Here is a 20,104-nt window from a genome sequence, read left to right on the forward strand (position 1 = left end):
ACGATCGCTTCATCAAACCCGCTGAGCCGCAGCAGCAGCAGTCGTCCGTGGGGGGGATAGCTGAGCGCAGCTCGATACTCTAGCTCCGTTTGGACAAATGCCTCGTAGTTTTGTGCCTGCACTGCTTTAATCACCGGGTGCGGGGGCGAATAGGTCTGAAGCATGACTCGCCCTGGCTGTTCCCCTCGCCCTGCCCGTCCTGCCACCTGGGTGAGTGTCTGGAATGCCCGCTCGTTTGCCCGGTAGTCTGAGAGATAAAGCAAGCCATCTGCTGCGACAATTCCCACCAGCGTTACCTGGGGCAGGTCGATTCCCTTCGTGAGCATCTGGGTTCCCACTAGCACATCGGCTTCTCCCTGGCTAAAGCGAGTCAGCAGAGCGCGGTGTGCTCCTTTAGCGCGGGTCGTGTCGCTATCAAAGCGCAAACAGCGAAGCTGGGGAAACAGATGATTGAGTTCCTGCATAACGCGCTGTGTGCCGCTGCCGAAGTGTTTCAAATAAGGAGAATCACACACGGGACAGGTGCGCGGATGCCCTTGACCAAAGCCACAGTAGTGACAGCGCAAAGACTCATAGCCGCCGGGCTGAGGTTGGTGGTAGGTCAAAGAGACATCGCAGTGGGGACAGTCCAGCACATGACCACAGTTGCGGCAGGAGACAAAGGTGCTGTGCCCGCGTCGATGAATAAATAAAATTGCCTGCTGTTTCTGCTGCGGCAGTTCAGCAAGGGCAGACTGAAGCGATCGGCTAAAGATCGATCGATTGCCCTGGTGCAATTCTTCGCGCATGTCCACAACTTCGATCGGCGGCATCGGGCGGTCGTGAATTCGCTGGGGTAAGGAAAGATATAGAGTTTGGGTTCCGGGCTGTTCAGCGAAACCTTGAGCAACGGTTGAATGATTTGCCAGCCAGCTTTCCAGCGAAGGCGTTGCCGATCCCAGCACTAGAGGACAATTAATTTGTTCTGCTCGCCACTGAGCGACGGTACGGGCATGGTAGCAGGGCGCAGGCTGATCCTGCTTAAAGCTGCTGTCATGCTCCTCATCAAGAACGATTAATCCCAGCTTGGGTAAGGGCGCAAAAATTGCCGATCGCGTTCCGATCACCACTTGAGGACTGCCGCTGAGCATTTGCCGCCAGGTGTCGTAGCGTTCGCCGTCTGCTAGGGCACTGTGATAGACATAAACCTGCGAACCAAACCTTGCCCGGAATCGATCGGTTAGCTGCGGCGTCAAGCCAATTTCGGGAACCAGCACCAGCACCGATTTGCCACTCCGCAGTACTGGGTCGATCGCCTGAAGATAAACCTCGGTTTTGCCTGAACCTGTGACGCCATGCAGCAGCACCGTTGAATAGGTGCTTAAGGCGGTAATTTCAGCGCAAGCTTTTTGCTGGTTAGGATTCAGCTGCTTAGGTTGGTCGAAGGCGATTGTGCCTGATTCCCTTCGCAGCACTTCTCTAGTATGAATTAAAAGACAGCCTTTTTGCTCCAACGTTTTGATCACCGATGACGTAACCTGGCAGACTTGCAGCAGTTCGGTCAGCCACAGTTCACCACCGCTGCGCTTCAGCACGTCCAGAATTTCTTGCTGTTTAGGTGTCAGCGATATTGCAGGCAGATCGGCAACCAGAGTCACGGCACGTTGCTGTTTGGGACGAATGGGAGCAGGCGATTCTAAATAGCTTTCCACCCAGCCCCGACGCAGCAAATCGCGCAATCCTCGATCGGCTCCGCGCACCTGTCGCTGAAGATATTGCCAGGAATAATCGCCCTGTTTCTGCTGCTGAAGCAGTTCGAGCAATCGGCGAGCGATCGGCTGCAAGAATAAATCTGCCTCAGTTGGAATCGCTTCAGGTTTCAATCGGATGCGTCGCTGCGATCGTCCCAGTAATCCCGGCGGCAGGGCAACCCGGATCACCTGCATCAGTGGCGTGCAGTAATAGTCGGCAACCTGATTGAGTAACGACCAATATTCCGGCGGGAAGAAGTTTTGCGAGACGACTTCAGCGATCGATCGAATCGATGCCGCATCCAGGTCGGGAGGCTGACTAAGCAACCGAATAGCAATGCCGCCTACTTGCTGTGTCCCAAAGGGCACGCTAACCACATCTCCGGGCTGCACTTTGAGATCGTCAGGGATCTGGTAGGTATAGAGTCCCTGAGTTCCTGGACAATCCACCAGCACCTCAACCCACTGGAACGACCCGTAGGACACGTTTGCTTCAGCCGCAATTGGTAACTTTCCCGCAGCGGTGAGGGGGGTGTCAGGCATTGCAGCGACAACCCCAGTGGGGGAACTGCTTCGCAGTGGACGAACGGTTGGCATAAGATCAAGCGGCAGTGTTAAAGTAGCGCAGTAGTTGACGAATCACGCTGGATGTAGCAGAGTGTAGCAGTTTGGGGTGAGGTTGTTGCAGTTTAGCCAGTCTATCGAGATTTTGATACTGAAAAAACCGCAAATCTGCCTATAGATAGACACGCATCCAATTAGACTATGACTGACTTGATACATTATTCGGTCTTGCATCACTTGCATCAAAGGAGTTCGGGTGACTCAATTTGCCTTCTGCTCGATCGAACGGCAAGGGGTGAATTAAGGAAAGTGCTAATCTCCGATTTATTTAAGTTAACAAAGATGCCTCGTTTAGGCTTTGTAGAGCAACCTTTCTGCACGAATTGAAAAATAAAGACCATTGCTCTTGCCATTTGCCAGAAGCTTGCTATAGTAATCTCAACTTTACTCGCTCCGGTCAATGGCAACAGAATGAACGCTTTAGTAGTGTGATTCATTCAGCAGCGTTATAGAGCGCAACAATAATGGTGGGTGTCTCGGCTAAGTTCAAATTGATTAGGTTTTTGTTTGTCTATTTTCAGTAGAAAATTCGCGACGCAAGCACCGGTTCAAAAGGGCGCATTAGGTTACTCAGTCAGCAGTCAACAGCTTATTGCTTAACTCCCTCTAAAGTTAGGCTTAGCTCTGGCAAAGTTCCTGTAGATTAGCCTTAGCTAGAAGATATCGTGCGGAAAAGTTGAAACCCCTGTGGGGAGGGGCTTTAACCCATAATTAGCTTCTTAACGTGAGTAAACCGCATTTCCCTTGAAAATCTAATGGTTTGTAGGGTCAAATGGCTCGATCGCCCTTGGACAAATCCAGCAGGAAATAACAGTTCAAGATAGGAAAAATTAAATGATTCTTTAATTTGAAAAATAGTTTCAACTAAAACTTTTCTCGCAGCCTTCATTCGTTTTGTTAATTCTGTTACTTAAGCTTTTTATGAATTAAAGCTTCTCGCTTATCTCATCCTGCCCTTTGTAGCTTGTAATTTAGTTTGTAATTTCATCCTGACTCCGACAAACGCATGACAAATACTCTTATGGACATGACAGATTCCCTTCAGCTAATGACCTTTGACGAGCCCGATTTGCTGCATCAGACTCCAATTGACTTGCGATCGATCGAGCAGACCGAGTCGCAATCCACGGCAGAAAACGGCGGAGCCATGATTGAATTTGACTCTGAGGAAATCGAAGAGTTATTGACCAATCCTGCTTCGGGATACCGCAAAACGATATCTGACGATGCGGTGGGTGCTTTCTTTAAAGAAATGGCACGCTATCCGCTGCTGAAGCCCGACGAAGAAATCGAGCTAGCTCGACGCGTCAAGTTTCTGGCAGATGTGGAAACACTGCGAAACCGTTTAGAAAAGCAGCTCGGACATCCCCCGGTTAAATCAGACATCGCCGTTGCGCTAGAGCTTTCTGAACGGCAGCTCGAACATCGGCTGTATTTGAGCCGCGTTGCCAAGCGTAAAATGATTCGATCAAATCTACGGCTGGTGGTGTCGATTGCTAAACGCTATCTCAATCGCGGTGTCCCTTTTCTAGATTTGATTCAGGAAGGCGCACTCGGTCTCAACAGAGCCACCGAAAAGTTTGATCCCGATAAGGGCTACAAGTTTTCGACCTACGCTTACTGGTGGATTCGTCAGGGGATCACCCGCACGATCGCGAACGATGCCCGTACCATCCGCCTGCCGATTCACATCGTCGAAAAGCTAAACAAGCTGAAAAAAGCGCATCGGGAACTGCGGAAAGAACTCAACCGAAACCCCACCGAGACTGAACTGGCAGAATCCCTGGAAATGACCCCAGAGCAGTTGCGAAACTTGCAGCAGGTCCGTCGTCGATCGCTCTCGTTAAACCACCGAGTTGGCAAAGGCGAAGACACCGAACTGATGGAACTGCTGGAGGACAACAGCACCCAGTCGCCCGAAGCTCAAATGAGCGAATCGATGATGCGGCAAGAAATTTACTCGGTTTTGGGAGAAGTTCTGACCGAGCGGGAGCGGGACATTATTGCGTTGCGCTACGGCTTAACCACGGGCGAAACCCACACGCTTGAAGAAGTGGGCGGCATTTTTAACTTGTCGCGGGAGCGGGTGCGCCAAATTCAGACTAAGGCAATGCGAAAGTTGCGTCGTCCTCAGGTGGCGGCTCGGCTCAAAAGCTGGCTGCGCTAAATCGGGAATTCTTCGAACAACAATCTTGGGCGGAACTGGGAATTTGTTTCAGACGATCGCGCAAACGCTAGCAATTGCTGAAATACTGGTTGAGGCGATTTGCAACCTGATCTCCCATGACTTCTGTTCAACCGTCTCAAACTGTTCTGATTCGTGCGGCACAGCCCGCAGACACAGCAGATATCTTTGCGCTGATTAAAGCTCTGGCGGAATATGAGAAACTGTCGCATCAGGTGACGGGCAGTCTTGATCTGCTCAAGCAGCATCTGTTTAGCGATCGTCCCTGTGTAGAAGCGATCGTGGCAGAGGTCGCCGGAAACTTGGTGGGATTCGCGCTGTTCTTCACCAACTATTCAACGTTCTTAACCAAGCCCGGAATCTACCTCGAAGATCTGTTTGTGCTGCCCGACTATCGCGGACTGGGCATTGGCAAAGCCCTCCTGTCTCACCTTGCCAAACTGGCGGTGGAGCGAGACTATGGGCGGCTGGAATGGAGCGTCCTCGACTGGAATGCTCCGGCGATCGGCTTTTACGAGCGGATGGGCGCAATGGTACTTCCCGACTGGCGAATCTGTCGCGTCACGGGCGAGGCAATCGATCGACTGGCACAGCAGGTTTAATCAATTCCCCCCTAAATCAACCCTTCCCGCTCGATCGTCTCAATCACCTGAAGCCCACGTGGATCGCCAACTCGCAGCATTGCTGAACGGGCATCTTCGCGCACGCCCATTTCCTCGTCTTCGGCGAAGGCTTCGATCAGGGCATCGATCGCCGTTGCATACACCACGTTTGAAGGCAGTTCGCGGCAAAGTTGACCGATCGACCAGGCGCAGTTACTTCGCACCGCCGCTACCGGATCGCGTCGCAGAGCTTCAATGAGAGGAGGCAGTGCGGTAATAATGGCTTCGTAGCCGATACTTGCCATTTGCGCCAGGGCACTCGCCGCCCAGAGCCGCACCGCAGAAATATCGGTTCTCAAGGCTCGCATCAAGGGTTCTAACGATCGACGATCGCGGCAGTTTCCTAGTGCCCAGACGATGCCTTTGCGGACATAGCCATTCCAATCGCGCTGAAGCTGATGAATCAACGGCTCTACAGCATCGGAACTGGGATTGCGCCCCAGGCCATAGGCAGCACTGACCCGAATCAGAGGACAGGCATCAGTAAGCAGGCAAATCAGAGCGGGAATGGCGCGATCGTCTTCGAGCTCGCAAAATGCACGGGCAGCCAGCATTTTCTGCTGGTTATTGTCAGAGTCCAGCAGCCGCAGCATCACGTCTGGATCAGGCTTTTCGGCTTCAGCGTCGATTGGCTCGATCGCATCTAGCGGATCAGTCTCCAGCTCAGCATTGAGTACGGTTAAGTCGTCGTTGTCATACATACTGCCACTTTACAGCAAAGCTTGCCCTGTCGTTTACGCTCGATCGGTAGGTCTATTCCGTCTGCTTAAACCAAAACGGTATATTGGAATCAGGCTAATCCGGCTCTGGTTGAGGTGATCTTTCCTGAGCAGGATGAGGCACTGTGTTGCGTCTGGTTGCAAATCTTATGATTTGTCTGCTAGCCGCCGCTTTACGATTTGACTGAGACCCCTTGCAAACCCAGCCGTTCTAAGCAACTCTGTGCAACAACCCTCCTGCTGACCGATTGCGAGTCGTGCGAAGCTTTGTAAGGAAGCTGCTTCTTGTACCTCGACCTGTTTTCCGTAGGGATCGACAAAGTACTGCCAATGAGCCTCCAAACTTCCGTTCTGGAAGAGTTATTGCAGATCGCGCCCCAACTGCGACCCCAGCTTTACTTCAAGTCCTCCCTGACTGCCCTTTCGCACGCAATGGAGGATCAAGTCCTGGCGGGCGGATCAACTTCTTCACTGGTGATTGCCAGCTTCCAGCGTGAGCGATTTTATCGCCAGGAGGCACACCGCTACGAACGCATTGCTGCTCTGACGCCCCAAGTATATGTGCTGGCTGCACCTGAAACCAGTTTTACAAGCGCATCGAGAGAATATGAAACGATCGCCTTTGAGCCAGACGATCGCCTCAGTCAGGAATGGCACCTGGTGGTGATTGGGCAGCAGTATGCGGCTTGTTTGCTTTGTCAGGAACGCTATCCCGCTCCTGTTACCAGTCGAGGAGAGGCGGCAGGCATGGATCAAACGCGCCGCTTTGAGGGCATCTGGACGTTCGATCGCCAGGTGAGCGAGCAGGCAGCAAAACTCTTGTTGAACCGCATTCAGGTTTATCGACCGGAACTGAGCGAAAAAATTGAGCAGGCAAAAGAAATGTTCCTGACCCACCCCCTGCCGACCGAAGGACTGGGGGTTGACCCCGATCCGTTTGCTCAGCGACTGGTGACTTATTTGCAGGCGGGACAATACAAATTGCTCAAGGCATACCGATCGATCGCTGCCCAGGAACGACGAGAACGATTGGTGAATTCGATTACGTCTGCCATTCGTCGATCGCTCGACCCCAACGAAATCTTTAAGGTGGCAGTGGCGGAGCTGGGACAGGCGATGGAAGTCTGTCGCTGTGTGCTGTATCGCTGCCGGGCAACAGATACGACGACGACGATTAGCTACGAATATCGATCGAATCCATCAATCCGTTCACTGATGGGCGAGGAATGGTTACTGAGCCGTAATCCCCTGTTTCAGACCGTCGCGCAAAAGCAGGAAAGCCTCTCGGTTCCCAATACCCAGGATTCAACGTTTGATTTCTCCCCGATTCAGACCCGGCTCGATCGCTGGCAAATTCGCTCGTGGCTAATGGTTCCCGTGGTGTATCAAGGCAAGCTGCTCGGCATGATGGAACTGCATCACTGCAAGAGCGAACCGCACGCCTGGACTCATGATGAAATCGGCATGGTTGAGGCGATCGCCACACAGCTTGGTGTCGCCCTGATTCAGGCAGAATCCTATGCCAACCTGGAAGACCTGAACCAGCAGCTTGAAGCATTGGAGCGCACCCGCAGCAACCTGATCGCCATTACTGGACACGAGCTGAGAACGCCGCTTTCTACGATTCAGGTCTGTCTGGAAAGCCTGGTGAGCGAACCGGATATGATGCCCGAACTGCGGCAGGTGATGCTGAATACGGCGATGACCGATGCCGATCGCATGAGAAAGCTGATTCAGGACTTTCTCACTTTGTCGCGGCTGGAAAGCGGACGAGTCGAGTGGCATTTGGAGCCGATCGCTTTGGAGGAAGTCGTTAGCCTGGCGTTGAGCAGCATTCGCACCCGCCAAGCAACCGAAGAACTGCCGCGCATCACCGCAGAAGTGCCGATCGAGCTGCCCCCGGTGAAGGCAGACGGCGAATGGCTAGTGGAAGTGTTATCGAAGCTGCTGGATAATGCTTGCAAGTTCACCAACCCGGAAGGCGAAGTGACTATCGAGGCAAAGCCCAACGGCGGCAAAATGCTGGAAGTGACGGTTATCGATACGGGACGCGGCATTGAACCGAATCGATTGGAGGCAGTCTTCGATCGCTTCTATCAGGAAGAAGGGGCACTGCGACGCACTGCAGGCGGCACGGGCTTGGGGCTGGCAATTTGTCGGCAGATTGTGCTGGGCTTGGGCGGTAAAATTTGGGCAGAATCGGCAGGACGCGACCAGGGCAGCCAGTTTCATTTCACGCTGCCGATCGCCCAGGAAAAGGAACCTCCCCCTCCCCCCGCCAAGCCTCCTCGCAGCTCCAAATCTTCGCGATCGAAGTCGAGCGATCGACGGGCGGCAATGAGTTAGTCATTCAAAGTCCCCTATTAATGGGGATTTAAGAGGCAATGCAGCACCTCGGATACTGCTCCAACATTCTTTCAAGCTTTAACCGCAAGTCTATGAGTCTTCGTCCTTTCCACGTTGCATTTCCCGTTACTGACCTGGCAGCAACCCGCAATTTCTACGAAACCCTGTTGGGTTGCTCGATTGGGCGCACCTCCGATCGCTGGATTGACTTTAATTTTTTTGGGCATCAAATCACCGCTCACCTGGCTCCGTCTGCCACAGGGACACCCACGAATCCTGTAGACGGCAAAAATGTTCCGGTGCAGCACTGGGGCGTGATTCTGGAAATGAACGAATGGCAAATACTCGCCGATCGTCTCACCCAGCAGGGCATTGAATTTATTATCAAACCCTATACTCGCTTCAAGGGAGAAGTGGGCGAACAGGCAACAATGTTTTTTCTCGATCCGAGCGGCAATGCGCTGGAATTTAAGGCGTTTGCTCAGGATGAGGCGATTTTTGCCCGGTAGTGAGTGAGCAAGTGAGCGGCTGAGTCTTTATCAGGGAAGGTCGGGACAGGTGAACTGGTCTTCAACTGCGGTCAGCGTGACTTCCTGAGTTTCGTTTGATGGGAGGAGCGTCTTTTGCAGTCGGAGGGTAGCGTCGGTTAGTTCCAGAAATTCTAAAACTTGAGCCTCCTCTGGCGATTGCTCCGTCACCTTCTGAGCGATTCGCACAAGGTAAAACTGTTAAAAGGACGATCATCTCGTTCCTTAACCAAGGAGTTTTCGAGCTGTGTTCAAGCTCCTGAAGTAGCCCCGTTTATGCTGGAGCTAATGCTGTCGTCAAAAGCTCCGCAAGTGGCGCGGCGATGGTTAAAGGGGATAATTGCCTGAATCATGCACGAATTGAAGCAATACTGAACGCTCTGAGGCAAAGCAAATTAGACAGTTCCCAGCCGTTCATTGTGGCAGTTCAGGCTCAGATTGATCGTGCTGCAACCGATTCCTTTGCCTGGAAACTGTTTGAACTCTGGTTAGAAGGCGCACCTTCCAGAGAAAACTGGGCGATGATGGCAGTCGGCCTGCCGCTAATGCAAATTAACGGCATTGCTCGCTGCACTCGGTCAGCCGTCCGAAACCATAAAATTTGTCCCGGGTCGAGTTTGTCTGGGTAGTCAGGGCTTAGTCATCGCGCCCATTTCCCTAATCCTTCAACGATCGGGCAACAGAATCATGCTCCAGCCCTGGGTCACGCACTCCTAGCTATCCCCCCATCCCCTTCCTCCCCTCCTCATTTCCTCTCTCCCCTCCCTCCAGCTGCTAAATCCACTGTCTAACCCGTAGGCGAGTCTGCCCGCTTCACGCTAGGATCAATGTGACAGTTACCCGAAGTGTCTCTCATGTTTATGGACGAATTGACCCCTGTAATCCGCGAACTTGCCGGACATCCGATCGCCTTTCTGGGAGGTTTTGTCTCTGGGCTACTGCGGCTCAATCTCGCAGACGATCCGGTTAAGAGCTGGCTTGAGCAGCAGTCTGGTGTCACGCTCACACAAAGCACGCCGTCAAACCAGACCAATGGCAACGGAAACGGTCCTCAGCAAATTTCGATCGATTAAAGCACCAGCTTGGAAGGGATTAGCCTTCCGATTGAGGATTTGTTAGAGGATTTGCTAAACGAGATGCTGCACTGCTCTTTCCTGATTGATTGCACTAGGCAGAGATCATCGTTTAGGCAATCAGAAAATCGCAAAAATGATCGATCGCCACACTTTTCCTAACCTGTGTTTATTCATGGCAAGGGGGATATGCTATTCAGACGGCGATCGATTTTTGTATTTGCATTCCGATTTGTATTTGCATTCCAATTAAATGCTAGGTTGAAGTGCTGTATTGAACTGAATGACAAAAGGTTGAGCAGTGAGCAGTACAGTTATTTCTTGATGGCATGAATGCGTATAACGATTTTAACTATCCGGCTAATATGGGGCTGCTCATTAGGCAGCTATTAGCTGACCCTAAATGTGAAGACCCCAAGCGTCTGGAGCGTTTTGGATTTAAGGCGTACTTCCAGAACGATGAGGACGGAATCATTCAAGAAATTTTTCAAAGAATTGGAATTAAACACCATGCATTCATTGAGTTTGGTGTGTGCGATGGCTTAGAAAATAACACTGTTTACCTGCTTTACTAGAGGTGGGGAGGACTGTGAATTGATGCCAGTCAGAAGCTTTGCGAGATCATTGCAAAAAGCGTTCAACCTGTTGTGCCCATTGCTCTCACAGTCGTCAATCAATTCATTACTGTAGAAAACATAAACGATTTATTTGTTCAAAATGGTTTCGAGGGTGAAATCGATTTGCTTTGTATTGATATTGATGGTAATGACTACCATGTTTGGAATGCCATTGAGTCTGTTTCTCCACGGGTCGTTGTCATTGAATACAATGACAAATTTCACCCTCCTGTGAACTGGACTATTGCCTATAACCCTGCTCATGAATGGCGAGGGACTGATTATTTTGGTGCGTCTCTCAAAGCTTTAGAAATCTTGGGTTTAAAGAAAGGCTACAGGCTTGTTGGCTCCAACCTTGCTGGTGTTAATGCTTTCTTTGTGCGAGAAGATTTAGTCGGCGATCGCTTCGCCGCACCATTTACCGCAGAAAATGACTATCACCCACCGCGATACTACTTACTGCCGTTCTACAGCCAATTAGGACATCAACCCGATTCTGGAGAATGGGTAGAAGGTTAAGAAGCGTTTAGTAGCCGATTAAGGCTCCAGGCAAGGCTTCAAATTGAGGTTTCAAACAGTGACTCGCGTCTGAGAAGCCTCAGGAACTGTCTTAAGCAGAAATGACTTAAGCAAAGGGGTAGAGCAACTCTCCCATCCAGCTTTCGACCTGATGACGCAGACGAGCCGAAGGATGGTGTGACTGTCCTTTCGTTGCGGGCAGTGCTTCGATCGCCCGATGATAGTCTCCAACGGCACAGTTCCAGTCGCCCCGCAGGTGATAAGTCCGTCCTCGCTCGGCGTAGATATGTCCTTCCAGGCGACCCAGACAAAGCGCCAGCTCAAAGCTTTCCAGGGCACGATCGTACATCTCTAGTTCCCGGAACGTGATTCCCTGATTAATCCAGACTCGGACATTGGCAGGGTTCAAATCGAGGGCAACATCGTAGTCCAAAATTGCCTCCAGGAATTGACCCTGAGCCGCATAGTAGTTCGCCCGGTTGTTGTAGGCACTGTCTAGCTGCGGATTGAGTTCGATCGCCCGGTTGTAGTCCTCGATCGCCGCTTCAAGCTGTCCGCTCTGGAAGTAAACCAAGCCCCGGTTGCTATAGTCGCTTGCGCTATTGGGGTAACGCTCGATCAGTTCGCTGAACAGGGCAACCGCAATATCAAAATGCCCTTGCTGCGCCTGGGTCAGTGCCTCCTGCCGCAGAAGTTGGTCTTGCTCTGCGCGACTAATGGTTGGCTGGGTATGAGAAAAATCTGCTGTTCGCTGTTTTCTGGTGAACCTGGACTGCCAGCGTCGCTGAAGAGGACGGTTCACGCTGCAATCGGGTATTCCTGATCCAGTTGGGCAGGGCGTACGGTTATCCCGTGAGGGGGACTGCTTCCCATTAGTTCTTTTACTTTGGCTGGCGAAAGTGCGTATATTCATGCCATCCTCACAGTTGCTAAAGCTCGTGGAGCCAAACGGATTTGAATCTCAAGATCAGTCTCTAAGTTTTGGATGTTTGAAACATCCTTCTATAGGTCACTTAATAAGCTGTCCATCGTACGAGTTTAAGGTTGAAACTACGGAAATCAAGGGAGGCTCTCGAATCTTGACAATCTCCCGCAAACGGGTCGTTAGGTAGAGTCCGTAAGGATTTCACGGCTAGTTCGTGCTTCTATCTCTATCAGTAGTATTGCGGAGTAAACCTGCGTTTTCTATAAAAGTTTAAGGAAGTCTAAATTATTTCTCTTAAGCTGCGATAAACCTTTTGTTTGACTAAAACCTGGAGTGACTTTTTAAGCTGAACAAAATTGTTAATTGCCTTCCTCATGCGATCGCCTCCAGGCAAGAATTGTTCCGCATTGCCTGACGCTGAGACGAATGAGTGTGTTCCACTTTGTGTTCTTGCATTCTTTTGTGTTCCTGCATTTTGTAGAAATCAGCACAGCGAACCCTTCTGACCGTAGAATCTTTAAAGCTTGCCTGAAACATATTTTTTTGCACCGCTTCCTTTGTCTTAAACAAAAAACTGCGCCGCGTTTTCTGAGAACAAGGGGAAAATAGTGTAAAGTTTTATCTCAGTGCATCCTGCTCGTTCCTACGAATGGGCCTGCGAACGAGGGCAAGTCGCTCAATTTAGCTGTAAGGAGAAAACAGACGATGTCGGAGGCAGTTCAGCCCCTGACTGTACCGAGGGAATTCCTGGGCGCGCCGAGGGCATGGAATCCAACGCTGCTCATGTTCCTGGTTTCAGTAGTCATGGCAATCCTATCCACGATTGGCTATTGGTGCTGGCACGTCCCCGACTGGATCTGCTTTTGCGCCAATGTTCTTGCGCTCCATATGGTGGGCACAGTCATTCACGACGCATCCCACAACGTTGCCCATAGCAATCGAATTGTGAATGCGCTGATGGGTCATGGCAGTGCCCTGCTGCTGGGATTTTCCTATCCGGTCTTTACCCGCGTCCACATGCAGCACCACGCCAATGTAAATGACCCAGAGAACGATCCCGACCACTATGTGTCTAGAGGCGGCCCGCTCTGGCTGATTTCGGCTCGCTTCTTCTACCACGAAATTTATTTTTTTAAGCGACGGCTGTGGCGCAAATATGAGCTTCTAGAGTGGGCAGTCGCTCGGCTGATTGTGATAACGATCGTCGTCCTGGGGATACAGTACGGCTTTGTTGGCTTTATCTTTAATTTTTGGTTTATTCCTTCGGGCATTGTTGGTCTGGCTTTGGGGCTGTTCTTTGACTACCTGCCTCATCGTCCCTTCCAAGAGCGCGATCGCTGGAAGAATGCGCGGGTCTACCCCAATCCAATTCTGAACGTGCTGATTATGGGGCAGAACTATCACCTGATCCACCATCTATGGCCCTCGATTCCCTGGTATAAGTATCAGCCTGCTTATCGAGCCACAAAGCCACTCCTCGACGCAAAAGGCTGCCATCAGACTTTAGGTTTGATGAAAGGCAAGGATTTCTGGAATTTCATTTACGATGTTTTTCTCGGAATCCATTTCCACAGCCATAAGCTTACTGCTGACTCGGCAAAGGCTGAATCTGCTTCTATCACCTCAATTCAGGATAAGTCGCATCAATCAGCAGCATAGCGATTTTGGCTGCCGATTCTGGCTGCATTAGGGGGAATGGGTCGTCCGAAGAAAGCGAAGGACATCTCACTCCCCTCTTTTCTTGTTTCCGGCTCTCCATCCTCAGCTCTGCTTTCCATCTCTCTCCTAAGTCGTAGTCATTACAACTTTGCTTAAGCTATATTAAAAAATAGCTAAGATTAGTTGTCTAAGGACTCAGCCCTATGATCAAGGTTGTTGGTATTGGCGGCAGTTTGAGAGCTGATTCTTACAGTCAGCAAGCCTTAGAAATTGCAATGGAGCGAATTGAGGCGTTAGGCGCTGAAGTCGAGGTTTTAGACTTACGAGAGCTAGATCTTCCCTTTTGTGATGGTGGCAAAGACTATCCTAACCATCCAGACGTTGAGAAGCTGAGGGATGCAGTCCGTGAAGCAGATGGGATTATTCTGGCAACCCCCGAATATCACGGCAGCATTAGCGGTGTGCTGAAGAATGCGCTGGACTTGATGGGCTTTGAAGAATTCTCTGGCAAAGTAACGGGCTTTATCAGCGTTCTGGGTGGACAGTCGAACAGCAACGCCCTGAATGATCTGCGAATTATCATGCGCTGGGTTCATGCCTGGACGATTCCTGAACAGGTGGCGATCGGACAAGCCTGGAAAGCGTTTAATCAGCAGGGTGAACTTGTTGATTCTGATCTCTCGAAGCGATTAGACGCCTTTGCTCAAAGCCTGCTGGAAAACACCCACAAGCTTCGCAGTTTGCCTGAGCGTGAAATGGCTTCTGTTTAGGGTTTCCTTATCCCTATTTCCTGTAAGAGCATAATCAGGTTGTTGGGGCAGTTGCCAATCTGCCCTCTAACCGATTATCAGCAGTTTTCTAACACTGGGGCAAGCCGATGACTCATTGCTTCCAGGCTGTAATGCTCCCTGCACCGCTCCCTGGCACGCCGACCCCGATCGATCGCCTCCGCAAGATTGGCAAAGATGTGGGTGATCTCAGCCGCAAGCTGAGTGGGGGAACTAGAATCAACGAGATAGCCCGTATTCCCTAGGATCTGTGGAATATCACCGACACGAGTAGCCAGAATCGGTTTTGCCATTGCCATGCCGTCAGTAAGCTTTAACGGAAACTGAGCCTGGGCTGCTGGCGTGTCTCGCTGGGGGACAACCACAATATCGCTGGCGGCGATCGCCTCTGGCATTTTTTCATGCGAAAGCGCGGGTAATTTGATCAGCCATTGTCCCCATCGCTGCATCAGGTGACTGTCGTAATCGTCGTAGGGACTGCCGCCCACAATCACTAACCGTAAGTCGGGCTGGTTGAGCTGCTCTAACGCCATCAAAATATCTTCAACCCCTTTGTAGGGGCGAGGTGCGCCCGGAAACATCAGCACTCGATAGTCAGAAAGTCCAAAGTGCTGTTTAGCCGCTTGAGCGTCATACCGCTGCGGGTCGAACAATGATATATCCTTGCCGTTGGGAACGCACGTGCCGCCGAAACGGTGCTGGAGAAATTGGGTATGAACTGTTACGGCATTCGCATGCGAGACAAGCTTCTCGATCCAGCTTAGATAAAGCGGATGATCAGGCTGTCGCAAAGCACCCTTCGGTTTCAACACATCTCTAGCAAACTGTTTTAGCGTCGGGCAGTATTTCCAATCTTCTCCGCCATGCCAGCTTAGCTCCCAGTCATCAATGTCCAGGATCAGAGGGCGGCGTGTTTTCAAACGATGAAGCAGGGAAATTCCAAAGCTTGTAGGCTTCGGTTTGTAGGCATAGATAATATCGCCATCAATTTGCTTCATGAGATGACGCGCAGACTGGAAGAATTTGGGATAATCCGTTGGCGCGATCGTCACAATCGGCAAGTCAACTGTATAAGCGATCGCAGGGTCATCGCCAAATCCAAAAATTTTGACGCGATGTCCCAATTGCCGTAAAGCTTGAGCCAGTAGGAACGGACGAACGCCTCCACCCCAGCGACCAGCACCACTTTTTGATAAGTCACTGACTACAAGTGAGACGGTTGGCTTGGTTGTACGACGCTGAAAATCCATAAGTTTTAATGTTGAATTGCTGCGTTAGGTGATGGATGCCAACTTAGGTTAAAAAATGGCATCACTGGGGTTGATTTAGGCGAACTCTTTGATTAGCTCTAGGATTCCCTGGAGTTTGAGGAGATTACCGAGAAAAAGTGAACCTGAAAAAAACAGTGCATCCTTCCCAAAGAACGCACTGGCGCAGTAAGAACTAATGTCTCTAAACTTCTCTAAACTGAAATATATTCAAATCGAACTCTCAAATCTAATCAATCAGATGTAAATGCCCTGTTTGAACGTCATCGAAAAGACGATTAATCTGTCGCCTTTCTGCCTCGCTAAGTGATGTATCTGCCAGAATTACAGAAGTTAGATAAAAATAATCTTTGCAGCTGATCTGTTGGGTTAACCTGGTGCGATTGATCAATCGTCGAGCAGCTTCGGCTGATTTTTGAGCTGTAACGCGAACCATTCTATACCCCTACTCCTACCGTAACTGATGGCAGGACGTTTAGATTTGAGTTGAAGCTGATATGAATTAAAGCGAAATCAAATTGGTTGCCTTTGCCCGTTCTTCTATTCCGCAAAAGGCTTCTTTCTCACAGGCAAAGAGAGGGTGAGAATCCTGTAAAGCCTCAATTAACTTTAGCAGGCCAATTTTTCGGAAACCTGAGCGAAAATACAGAAAGAACTGTGTGAACCCTGGACTCAGTAATGCAAATTCACCGACTTCCTGCCCTATCTGATAACTATATTTTTGTGCTGCATGATCCCAATTCTCAGACTGCTGCCGTAATTGATCCGGCTGAAGCAGAGCCAGTTCTACGCTGTTTAAGCAACCTGAATGCGAGACTAGTCTCGATTTTGAACACCCATCACCACAGTGATCATGTAGGAGGCAATGCTCAGCTTCTCCGAACTTTTCCAGAGGCGATCGTTCACGGTGGAGCATCCGATCGAGGCAGAATTCCTGGACAGCAAATATTTTTGCAGGAGGGCGATCGAGTGACATTTGCTGATCGATCGGCGGAAGTCCTGGACGTGCCGGGACACACCAAGGCTCATATTGCCTATTACTTCGCGCCTGTTCATCCCGGAGAACCCGGTGAACTGTTTTGCGGCGATACACTATTTGCGGGCGGCTGTGGCAGGCTGTTTGAAGGCTCTCCGATGCAGATGGTGAATTCCCTGACCAAGATTCGATCGCTCCCGGATGATACGCGCATCTGGTGTGCCCATGAATATACGCAGAAAAATCTTCAGTTTGCGTTAACGGTGGACGAGCAAAACCAGGATTTACAGCATCGCGTAGCCCAGGTTAATCAGTTAAGAGGACGATCGGAAGCAACGATTCCCTCACTGCTGGGGGAAGAAAAACGGACCAATCCCTTTCTACGCTGGGATCAGCCTGTCCTTCAAATGAAGGTCAAAAGCCATGACCCAATTCAAACCTTCGCTCGACTGCGAGGCATGAAGGATCAGTTCTAGGGTGATGCAAATCTAGGATGACGCAAAGCAGTTTTCCCTACCGGGAATCGTCTCAACCCCTTGCTTCATCTCCCCATTCACTCACTCTTAAAGCAATTCCACCGTCACAGGGGCATGATCGCTCGGTTTCTCCCAGCCACGAGGCACAATATCTACTGCACAAGTCTGGGCACGATCGCGCAATTTCTCTGAGAGATAGTGATGGTCGATGCGCCAGCCGCGATTCCGCTGAAAGCCGCCCGTGCGGTAGTCCCACCAGGTAAATTGCCCGTCCTCATGAAACTGACGGCAGCCATCTGTAAATCCCAGGTCGAAAACCGATCGCTGAAGTGCCTCTCGTTCTGCTGGCGAGGACATAATGTGAGTGTCTTTGCCTTTGGGGTCGTAGATGTCCCGGTCTTCGGGGGCAATGTTGAAGTCTCCGCACACCAGGATTTCAGCGTGATCGGTTTGCCAAGCCTTGAGGTAGTCGCGCAGCACGGCAAGCCAGTTTAGCTTGTATTCGTATTTTTCGCTGCCGACTTCTGAGCCGTTAGGCACGTAAAGATTCACAATGCGAATGCCGTTTAGAACGCCGCTAATGACTCGCTTTTGTGCCTCAAAAGATGCTGCGGAACTACCAACGACTTCAGCAAAGCCAATGCTGACAGCTTCCAGAGGGGTGCGGCTAATCAGAGCAACGCCGTTATAGGATTTCTGTCCTGAAATGTAAGTGTGATAGCCCAGGTCTGTAAAGATCGATCGCGGAAAGTCTTCATCGACAACCTTGGTTTCCTGGACGCACAGCAGATCAACTTCGCTGGATTTGAGCCAGGTTTGCACCTGATCAAGGCGCGATCGAATCGAGTTGACATTCCAGGTGGCAATCTTCATGGCACTCTCTCTAGGGCAGTCCGGGCAGCAAAAAACAGCCTTCCTAGCTTACGGCAATTCGGGCTGTTTGAGGACGCCGAAGCAGCTCCTAAGCTGTTTGCGCCATTGAGCCTGTGACTTCTGTAAATTGGATAATGTCCTGACGTGGGTCAACGTAGGACACTTTGATTTCCAGCCGATCGCCCACTTCAACCGATCGGTTAAACCGCATTGCCATTTCCAGGCCCAAGTCTTCGATCAGCACCAGTCCCAGATTCTCGTGTTCGCGCAGCCAGCGCAGCATTAGCACTTGCCAGACCACATCGGCATGGCGACGCAGATACTCTAAGCCCCAGTAGCGATTCGTTTGTCGCTCGACCAGGGTGGATTCGTAGGCAGTGTTGCTAACTGATTGAATCAGTTCCTGGGCTTCTTCGGGCGAGAAGGGCAGCGGTGCACCCCGCAGGTGTGCCTTGATTTGAAAATGTGCCAGCAGATCGGCATAGCGGCGAATGGGGGAAGTGACCTGCGTATAGGTGTTGAGCCCGAGGCTCGCATGGCGGGCAGGCGTCAAACTAACTTCGCTACGAGGCATACAGCGACGAATCGCGCAGTAGCGCACGGGTCCGGCGGGAAGCTGCATGAGCTCTTCTTCTGGAGGCAATTCGGGCTGGGGTTGTCCCCGAAAAGGCAGCGGCAGATGGTGTTCTTCGCCATAGCGTCCGGCAACTTCTCCGGTCAGGATCATCATTTCGGCGACCAGATTGCGCGAGAGCGAGTCATCCAGTACGTCGATCGTAATCTCGTCGTCTCGCACTTTGATCGAAGATTCGGGCATCCGAATGCTGATTGCCCCCTGAGACTGTCTCCAGGCGTTGCGTCGCTTTGCCCAGATTGAGATTGCTTCGATTTCGGGTTCTGCCTCAACCTGTAATTCCAGCATTTCGTCTACATCTTCATAGGTGAGGCGGTAGGTGGGCTTGATCAAGCTGGGATGAATTTCGTATTCTTCGATCGCCCCCATCTCGTCCAAAATCACACCAAAGCTGAGCGCGGTACAAACCTGCCCCTGGTTGAGGCTCATTGGGCCGGTTGCCAGCTCGGACGGAAACATTGGGATCATTCCCGTGGGCAGATAAACTGTGGTGCTGCGGCGGCGGGCTTCCAGATCCAGGTCGTCTCCGGGCATGACCCAGCGCGTCGGGTCGGCAATGTGTACCCAGAGCCGGTGTCGTCCGTCTGGCAAAAACTCGACACTCACCCCGTCATCAATTTCGCGGGTGCTTTCGTCGTCGATTGTATAAACTTTGAGCTGAGTCAGGTCAAGCCGATCGCGGTCTGGGTCAGGCGGCGGTGATGCAATGCGACTGTGAGCCATTTCAAGTACCCTTTGAGCGAATTGGGTTGGAATCTGGCTCCGCCGCAAGAACAAGTTTTCGTGGGGACTCCAGAGGCGAAGGTCTACCAAAAGCTGAAAAGCAGCTTGGGCGGTTTCCGGTTTACCCAGTGCAGACAGGGTTTCCAGAGCTGGGGTGCGATGTGTGGCTTCTTCACCTAACAGCGCGAACCGTTCAAGGGCTTCTAACCGGGGACGATCGCTCACCTGCCATTCTATCGATTCTCCGGTCAGGGCTTGTTGTAAGCGTGACAAAAATCCCTGCCATTCCTGGACTCGCTGTGCCTCGATCGTGGCTTGATGCTTGAGTTCATTCACCTGGGCAACGGGTCGCGGCTCGTAGCGATCGCCCTTTTGCTTAAAGTAAAGCTTGTCTTCGGAGAGTAAATAATAAGCCGCATAGCAAAGCGATGGGCTTGTGTCAGAGAAAAGGAGCATTGCCATTGTTGCGGGTTCGACTGCTTCTCCGTCTTCCACGAGCAGTTCCCAGGCAACTTCCAAGCTAGAAGGATCAAGATAGGGCTGAATCGACTGCCAGAAGCCGGAAATCTCTTTGGACTGATAAGCTTCTCTGGCGATCGTATAGGTGATTTGACGAGGATGCAGCGTGTGGGACTGTCCTCGCTCATCAAGGACGATCAAATGCTTTTTTCCTTCGGGGCGATCGACTACCGCCAAGCGGCGCGGTCGTCCTTTCTCCGGCTGATCGCCTTGCAGTCGAAATTCAACTAAAGTGCCCTTTTCCATGTGTGCTGTGACGAG

Annotated in this window: 20 protein-coding genes; 12 read left to right on the top strand and 8 right to left on the bottom strand. The window is 51.2% G+C overall.

Going from position 1 to position 20,104, the window contains the following annotated elements; all coding sequences use genetic code 11:
* Nucleotides 1-2,327 (bottom strand): primosomal protein N' (gene priA, locus H6F80_RS06735; protein ID WP_242067204.1); only part of this gene is annotated, 2,327 nt, incomplete at its 3' end.
* A 1,033-nt stretch (nucleotides 2,328-3,360) separates the two neighbouring features.
* Here priA and H6F80_RS06740 point away from each other — a divergent pair.
* Nucleotides 3,361-4,521: an RpoD/SigA family RNA polymerase sigma factor gene (locus tag H6F80_RS06740; protein WP_277879058.1), complete on the top strand. Its 1,161-nt coding sequence runs from the start codon at nucleotides 3,361-3,363 to the stop codon at nucleotides 4,519-4,521.
* Between the two features lie 116 nt (nucleotides 4,522-4,637).
* Nucleotides 4,638-5,141 carry a GNAT family N-acetyltransferase gene (locus H6F80_RS06745; protein WP_190790820.1) on the top strand — a complete coding sequence of 168 codons (504 nt, stop codon included), beginning with the start codon at nucleotides 4,638-4,640 and terminating at the stop codon, nucleotides 5,139-5,141.
* Nucleotides 5,142-5,152: 11 nt separating this feature from the next.
* Here the strand turns inward: H6F80_RS06745 and H6F80_RS06750 are convergent, their stop codons facing one another.
* The gene (locus tag H6F80_RS06750) at nucleotides 5,153-5,902 is read right to left on the bottom strand and encodes a HEAT repeat domain-containing protein (protein ID WP_190790821.1); all 750 of its coding nucleotides are present in this window, start codon (nucleotides 5,900-5,902) and stop codon (nucleotides 5,153-5,155) included.
* A gap of 348 nt (nucleotides 5,903-6,250) precedes the next feature.
* Between H6F80_RS06750 and H6F80_RS06755 the strand changes: the two genes are divergently transcribed.
* A complete protein-coding gene (locus H6F80_RS06755; RefSeq protein WP_190790822.1) occupies nucleotides 6,251-8,266 on the top strand; it encodes a DICT sensory domain-containing protein in 2,016 nt (671 codons plus the stop codon).
* A gap of 92 nt (nucleotides 8,267-8,358) precedes the next feature.
* On the top strand, nucleotides 8,359-8,775 hold the full coding sequence (locus H6F80_RS06760) for a VOC family protein (protein ID WP_190790823.1): 417 nt from the start codon (nucleotides 8,359-8,361) through the stop codon (nucleotides 8,773-8,775).
* A gap of 30 nt (nucleotides 8,776-8,805) precedes the next feature.
* Here H6F80_RS06760 and H6F80_RS06765 read toward each other — a convergent pair whose 3' ends face one another.
* A complete protein-coding gene (locus tag H6F80_RS06765; RefSeq protein ID WP_190790824.1) occupies nucleotides 8,806-8,982 on the bottom strand; it encodes a hypothetical protein in 177 nt (58 codons plus the stop codon).
* A 134-nt stretch (nucleotides 8,983-9,116) separates the two neighbouring features.
* Here H6F80_RS06765 and H6F80_RS06770 point away from each other — a divergent pair, with 134 nt between their 5' ends.
* The 5 genes from H6F80_RS06770 to H6F80_RS06785 all read left to right on the top strand — a co-directional run bounded on the left by H6F80_RS06770 (nucleotide 9,117) and on the right by H6F80_RS06785 (nucleotide 11,002).
* The gene (locus H6F80_RS06770; protein ID WP_190790825.1) at nucleotides 9,117-9,422 is read left to right on the top strand and encodes a hypothetical protein; all 306 of its coding nucleotides are present in this window, start codon (nucleotides 9,117-9,119) and stop codon (nucleotides 9,420-9,422) included.
* Nucleotides 9,355-9,510 carry a hypothetical protein gene (locus H6F80_RS31140; RefSeq protein ID WP_518523536.1) on the top strand — a complete coding sequence of 52 codons (156 nt, stop codon included), beginning with the start codon at nucleotides 9,355-9,357 and terminating at the stop codon, nucleotides 9,508-9,510. The genes H6F80_RS06770 and H6F80_RS31140 overlap by 68 nt, the downstream gene beginning before the upstream one ends.
* Nucleotides 9,511-9,653: 143 nt before the next feature.
* Nucleotides 9,654-9,866, top strand: coding sequence for a ssl0294 family protein (locus tag H6F80_RS06775; RefSeq protein WP_518523537.1), 213 nt, complete (start codon nucleotides 9,654-9,656; stop codon nucleotides 9,864-9,866).
* 329 nt (nucleotides 9,867-10,195) lie between these two features.
* Complete coding sequence (locus H6F80_RS06780) at nucleotides 10,196-10,441, top strand: hypothetical protein (protein WP_190790827.1); 246 nt, start codon at nucleotides 10,196-10,198, stop codon at nucleotides 10,439-10,441.
* Nucleotides 10,442-10,513: 72 nt separating this feature from the next.
* Complete coding sequence (locus tag H6F80_RS06785; RefSeq protein ID WP_190790828.1) at nucleotides 10,514-11,002, top strand: FkbM family methyltransferase; 489 nt, start codon at nucleotides 10,514-10,516, stop codon at nucleotides 11,000-11,002.
* Nucleotides 11,003-11,108: 106 nt separating this feature from the next.
* Here the strand turns inward: H6F80_RS06785 and H6F80_RS06790 are convergent, their stop codons facing one another.
* Both H6F80_RS06790 and H6F80_RS06795 read right to left on the bottom strand, forming a co-directional pair.
* Nucleotides 11,109-11,804, bottom strand: coding sequence for a tetratricopeptide repeat protein (locus H6F80_RS06790; protein WP_199296419.1), 696 nt, complete (start codon nucleotides 11,802-11,804; stop codon nucleotides 11,109-11,111).
* 495 nt (nucleotides 11,805-12,299) lie between these two features.
* A complete protein-coding gene (locus tag H6F80_RS06795; protein WP_190790830.1) occupies nucleotides 12,300-12,497 on the bottom strand; it encodes a hypothetical protein in 198 nt (65 codons plus the stop codon).
* A gap of 135 nt (nucleotides 12,498-12,632) precedes the next feature.
* Between H6F80_RS06795 and crtR the strand changes: the two genes are divergently transcribed.
* On the top strand, nucleotides 12,633-13,586 hold the full coding sequence (gene crtR, locus H6F80_RS06800; RefSeq protein ID WP_190790831.1) for a beta-carotene hydroxylase: 954 nt from the start codon (nucleotides 12,633-12,635) through the stop codon (nucleotides 13,584-13,586).
* Between the two features lie 203 nt (nucleotides 13,587-13,789).
* On the top strand, nucleotides 13,790-14,356 hold the full coding sequence (locus H6F80_RS06805) for an NADPH-dependent FMN reductase (protein WP_190790832.1): 567 nt from the start codon (nucleotides 13,790-13,792) through the stop codon (nucleotides 14,354-14,356).
* 77 nt (nucleotides 14,357-14,433) lie between these two features.
* On the opposite strand, the gene H6F80_RS06810 is transcribed toward H6F80_RS06805, so the two are convergent.
* Nucleotides 14,434-15,624 (bottom strand): glycosyltransferase, encoded by a 1,191-nt coding sequence (locus H6F80_RS06810; RefSeq protein ID WP_190790833.1) that lies wholly within the window; start codon nucleotides 15,622-15,624, stop codon nucleotides 14,434-14,436.
* 696 nt (nucleotides 15,625-16,320) lie between these two features.
* On the opposite strand from H6F80_RS06810, the gene gloB reads away from it, so the two are divergent.
* Nucleotides 16,321-17,094 carry a hydroxyacylglutathione hydrolase gene (gene gloB / locus H6F80_RS06815; RefSeq protein WP_190790834.1) on the top strand — a complete coding sequence of 258 codons (774 nt, stop codon included), beginning with the start codon at nucleotides 16,321-16,323 and terminating at the stop codon, nucleotides 17,092-17,094.
* A gap of 87 nt (nucleotides 17,095-17,181) precedes the next feature.
* On the opposite strand, the gene xth is transcribed toward gloB, so the two are convergent.
* Nucleotides 17,182-17,967 carry an exodeoxyribonuclease III gene (gene xth, locus H6F80_RS06820; protein WP_190790835.1) on the bottom strand — a complete coding sequence of 262 codons (786 nt, stop codon included), beginning with the start codon at nucleotides 17,965-17,967 and terminating at the stop codon, nucleotides 17,182-17,184.
* Nucleotides 17,968-18,055: 88 nt separating this feature from the next.
* Nucleotides 18,056-20,089: a ribonuclease catalytic domain-containing protein gene (locus H6F80_RS06825; RefSeq protein ID WP_190790836.1), complete on the bottom strand. Its 2,034-nt coding sequence runs from the start codon at nucleotides 20,087-20,089 to the stop codon at nucleotides 18,056-18,058.
* Nucleotides 20,090-20,104: the final 15 nt, after the last annotated feature.

The sequence above is a fragment of the Leptolyngbya sp. FACHB-711 genome, from assembly GCF_014695615.1.
Lineage (GTDB): Bacteria > Cyanobacteriota > Cyanobacteriia > Elainellales > Elainellaceae > Leptolyngbya_A.

Coding starts and splice junctions, on each gene's coding strand:
- H6F80_RS06740 (WP_277879058.1), top strand. CDS start 3,361: ATGACAAATACTCTTATGGACATGACAGATTCCCTTCAGCTAATGACC.
- H6F80_RS06745 (WP_190790820.1), top strand. CDS start 4,638: ATGACTTCTGTTCAACCGTCTCAAACTGTTCTGATTCGTGCGGCACAG.
- H6F80_RS06750 (WP_190790821.1), bottom strand. CDS start 5,902: ATGTATGACAACGACGACTTAACCGTACTCAATGCTGAGCTGGAGACT.
- H6F80_RS06755 (WP_190790822.1), top strand. CDS start 6,251: ATGAGCCTCCAAACTTCCGTTCTGGAAGAGTTATTGCAGATCGCGCCC.
- H6F80_RS06760 (WP_190790823.1), top strand. CDS start 8,359: ATGAGTCTTCGTCCTTTCCACGTTGCATTTCCCGTTACTGACCTGGCA.
- H6F80_RS06770 (WP_190790825.1), top strand. CDS start 9,117: ATGGTTAAAGGGGATAATTGCCTGAATCATGCACGAATTGAAGCAATA.
- H6F80_RS06775 (WP_518523537.1), top strand. CDS start 9,654: ATGGACGAATTGACCCCTGTAATCCGCGAACTTGCCGGACATCCGATC.
- H6F80_RS06780 (WP_190790827.1), top strand. CDS start 10,196: ATGAATGCGTATAACGATTTTAACTATCCGGCTAATATGGGGCTGCTC.
- crtR (WP_190790831.1), top strand. CDS start 12,633: ATGTCGGAGGCAGTTCAGCCCCTGACTGTACCGAGGGAATTCCTGGGC.
- H6F80_RS06805 (WP_190790832.1), top strand. CDS start 13,790: ATGATCAAGGTTGTTGGTATTGGCGGCAGTTTGAGAGCTGATTCTTAC.
- H6F80_RS06810 (WP_190790833.1), bottom strand. CDS start 15,624: ATGGATTTTCAGCGTCGTACAACCAAGCCAACCGTCTCACTTGTAGTC.
- gloB (WP_190790834.1), top strand. CDS start 16,321: ATGCAAATTCACCGACTTCCTGCCCTATCTGATAACTATATTTTTGTG.
- xth (WP_190790835.1), bottom strand. CDS start 17,967: ATGAAGATTGCCACCTGGAATGTCAACTCGATTCGATCGCGCCTTGAT.
- H6F80_RS06825 (WP_190790836.1), bottom strand. CDS start 20,089: ATGGAAAAGGGCACTTTAGTTGAATTTCGACTGCAAGGCGATCAGCCG.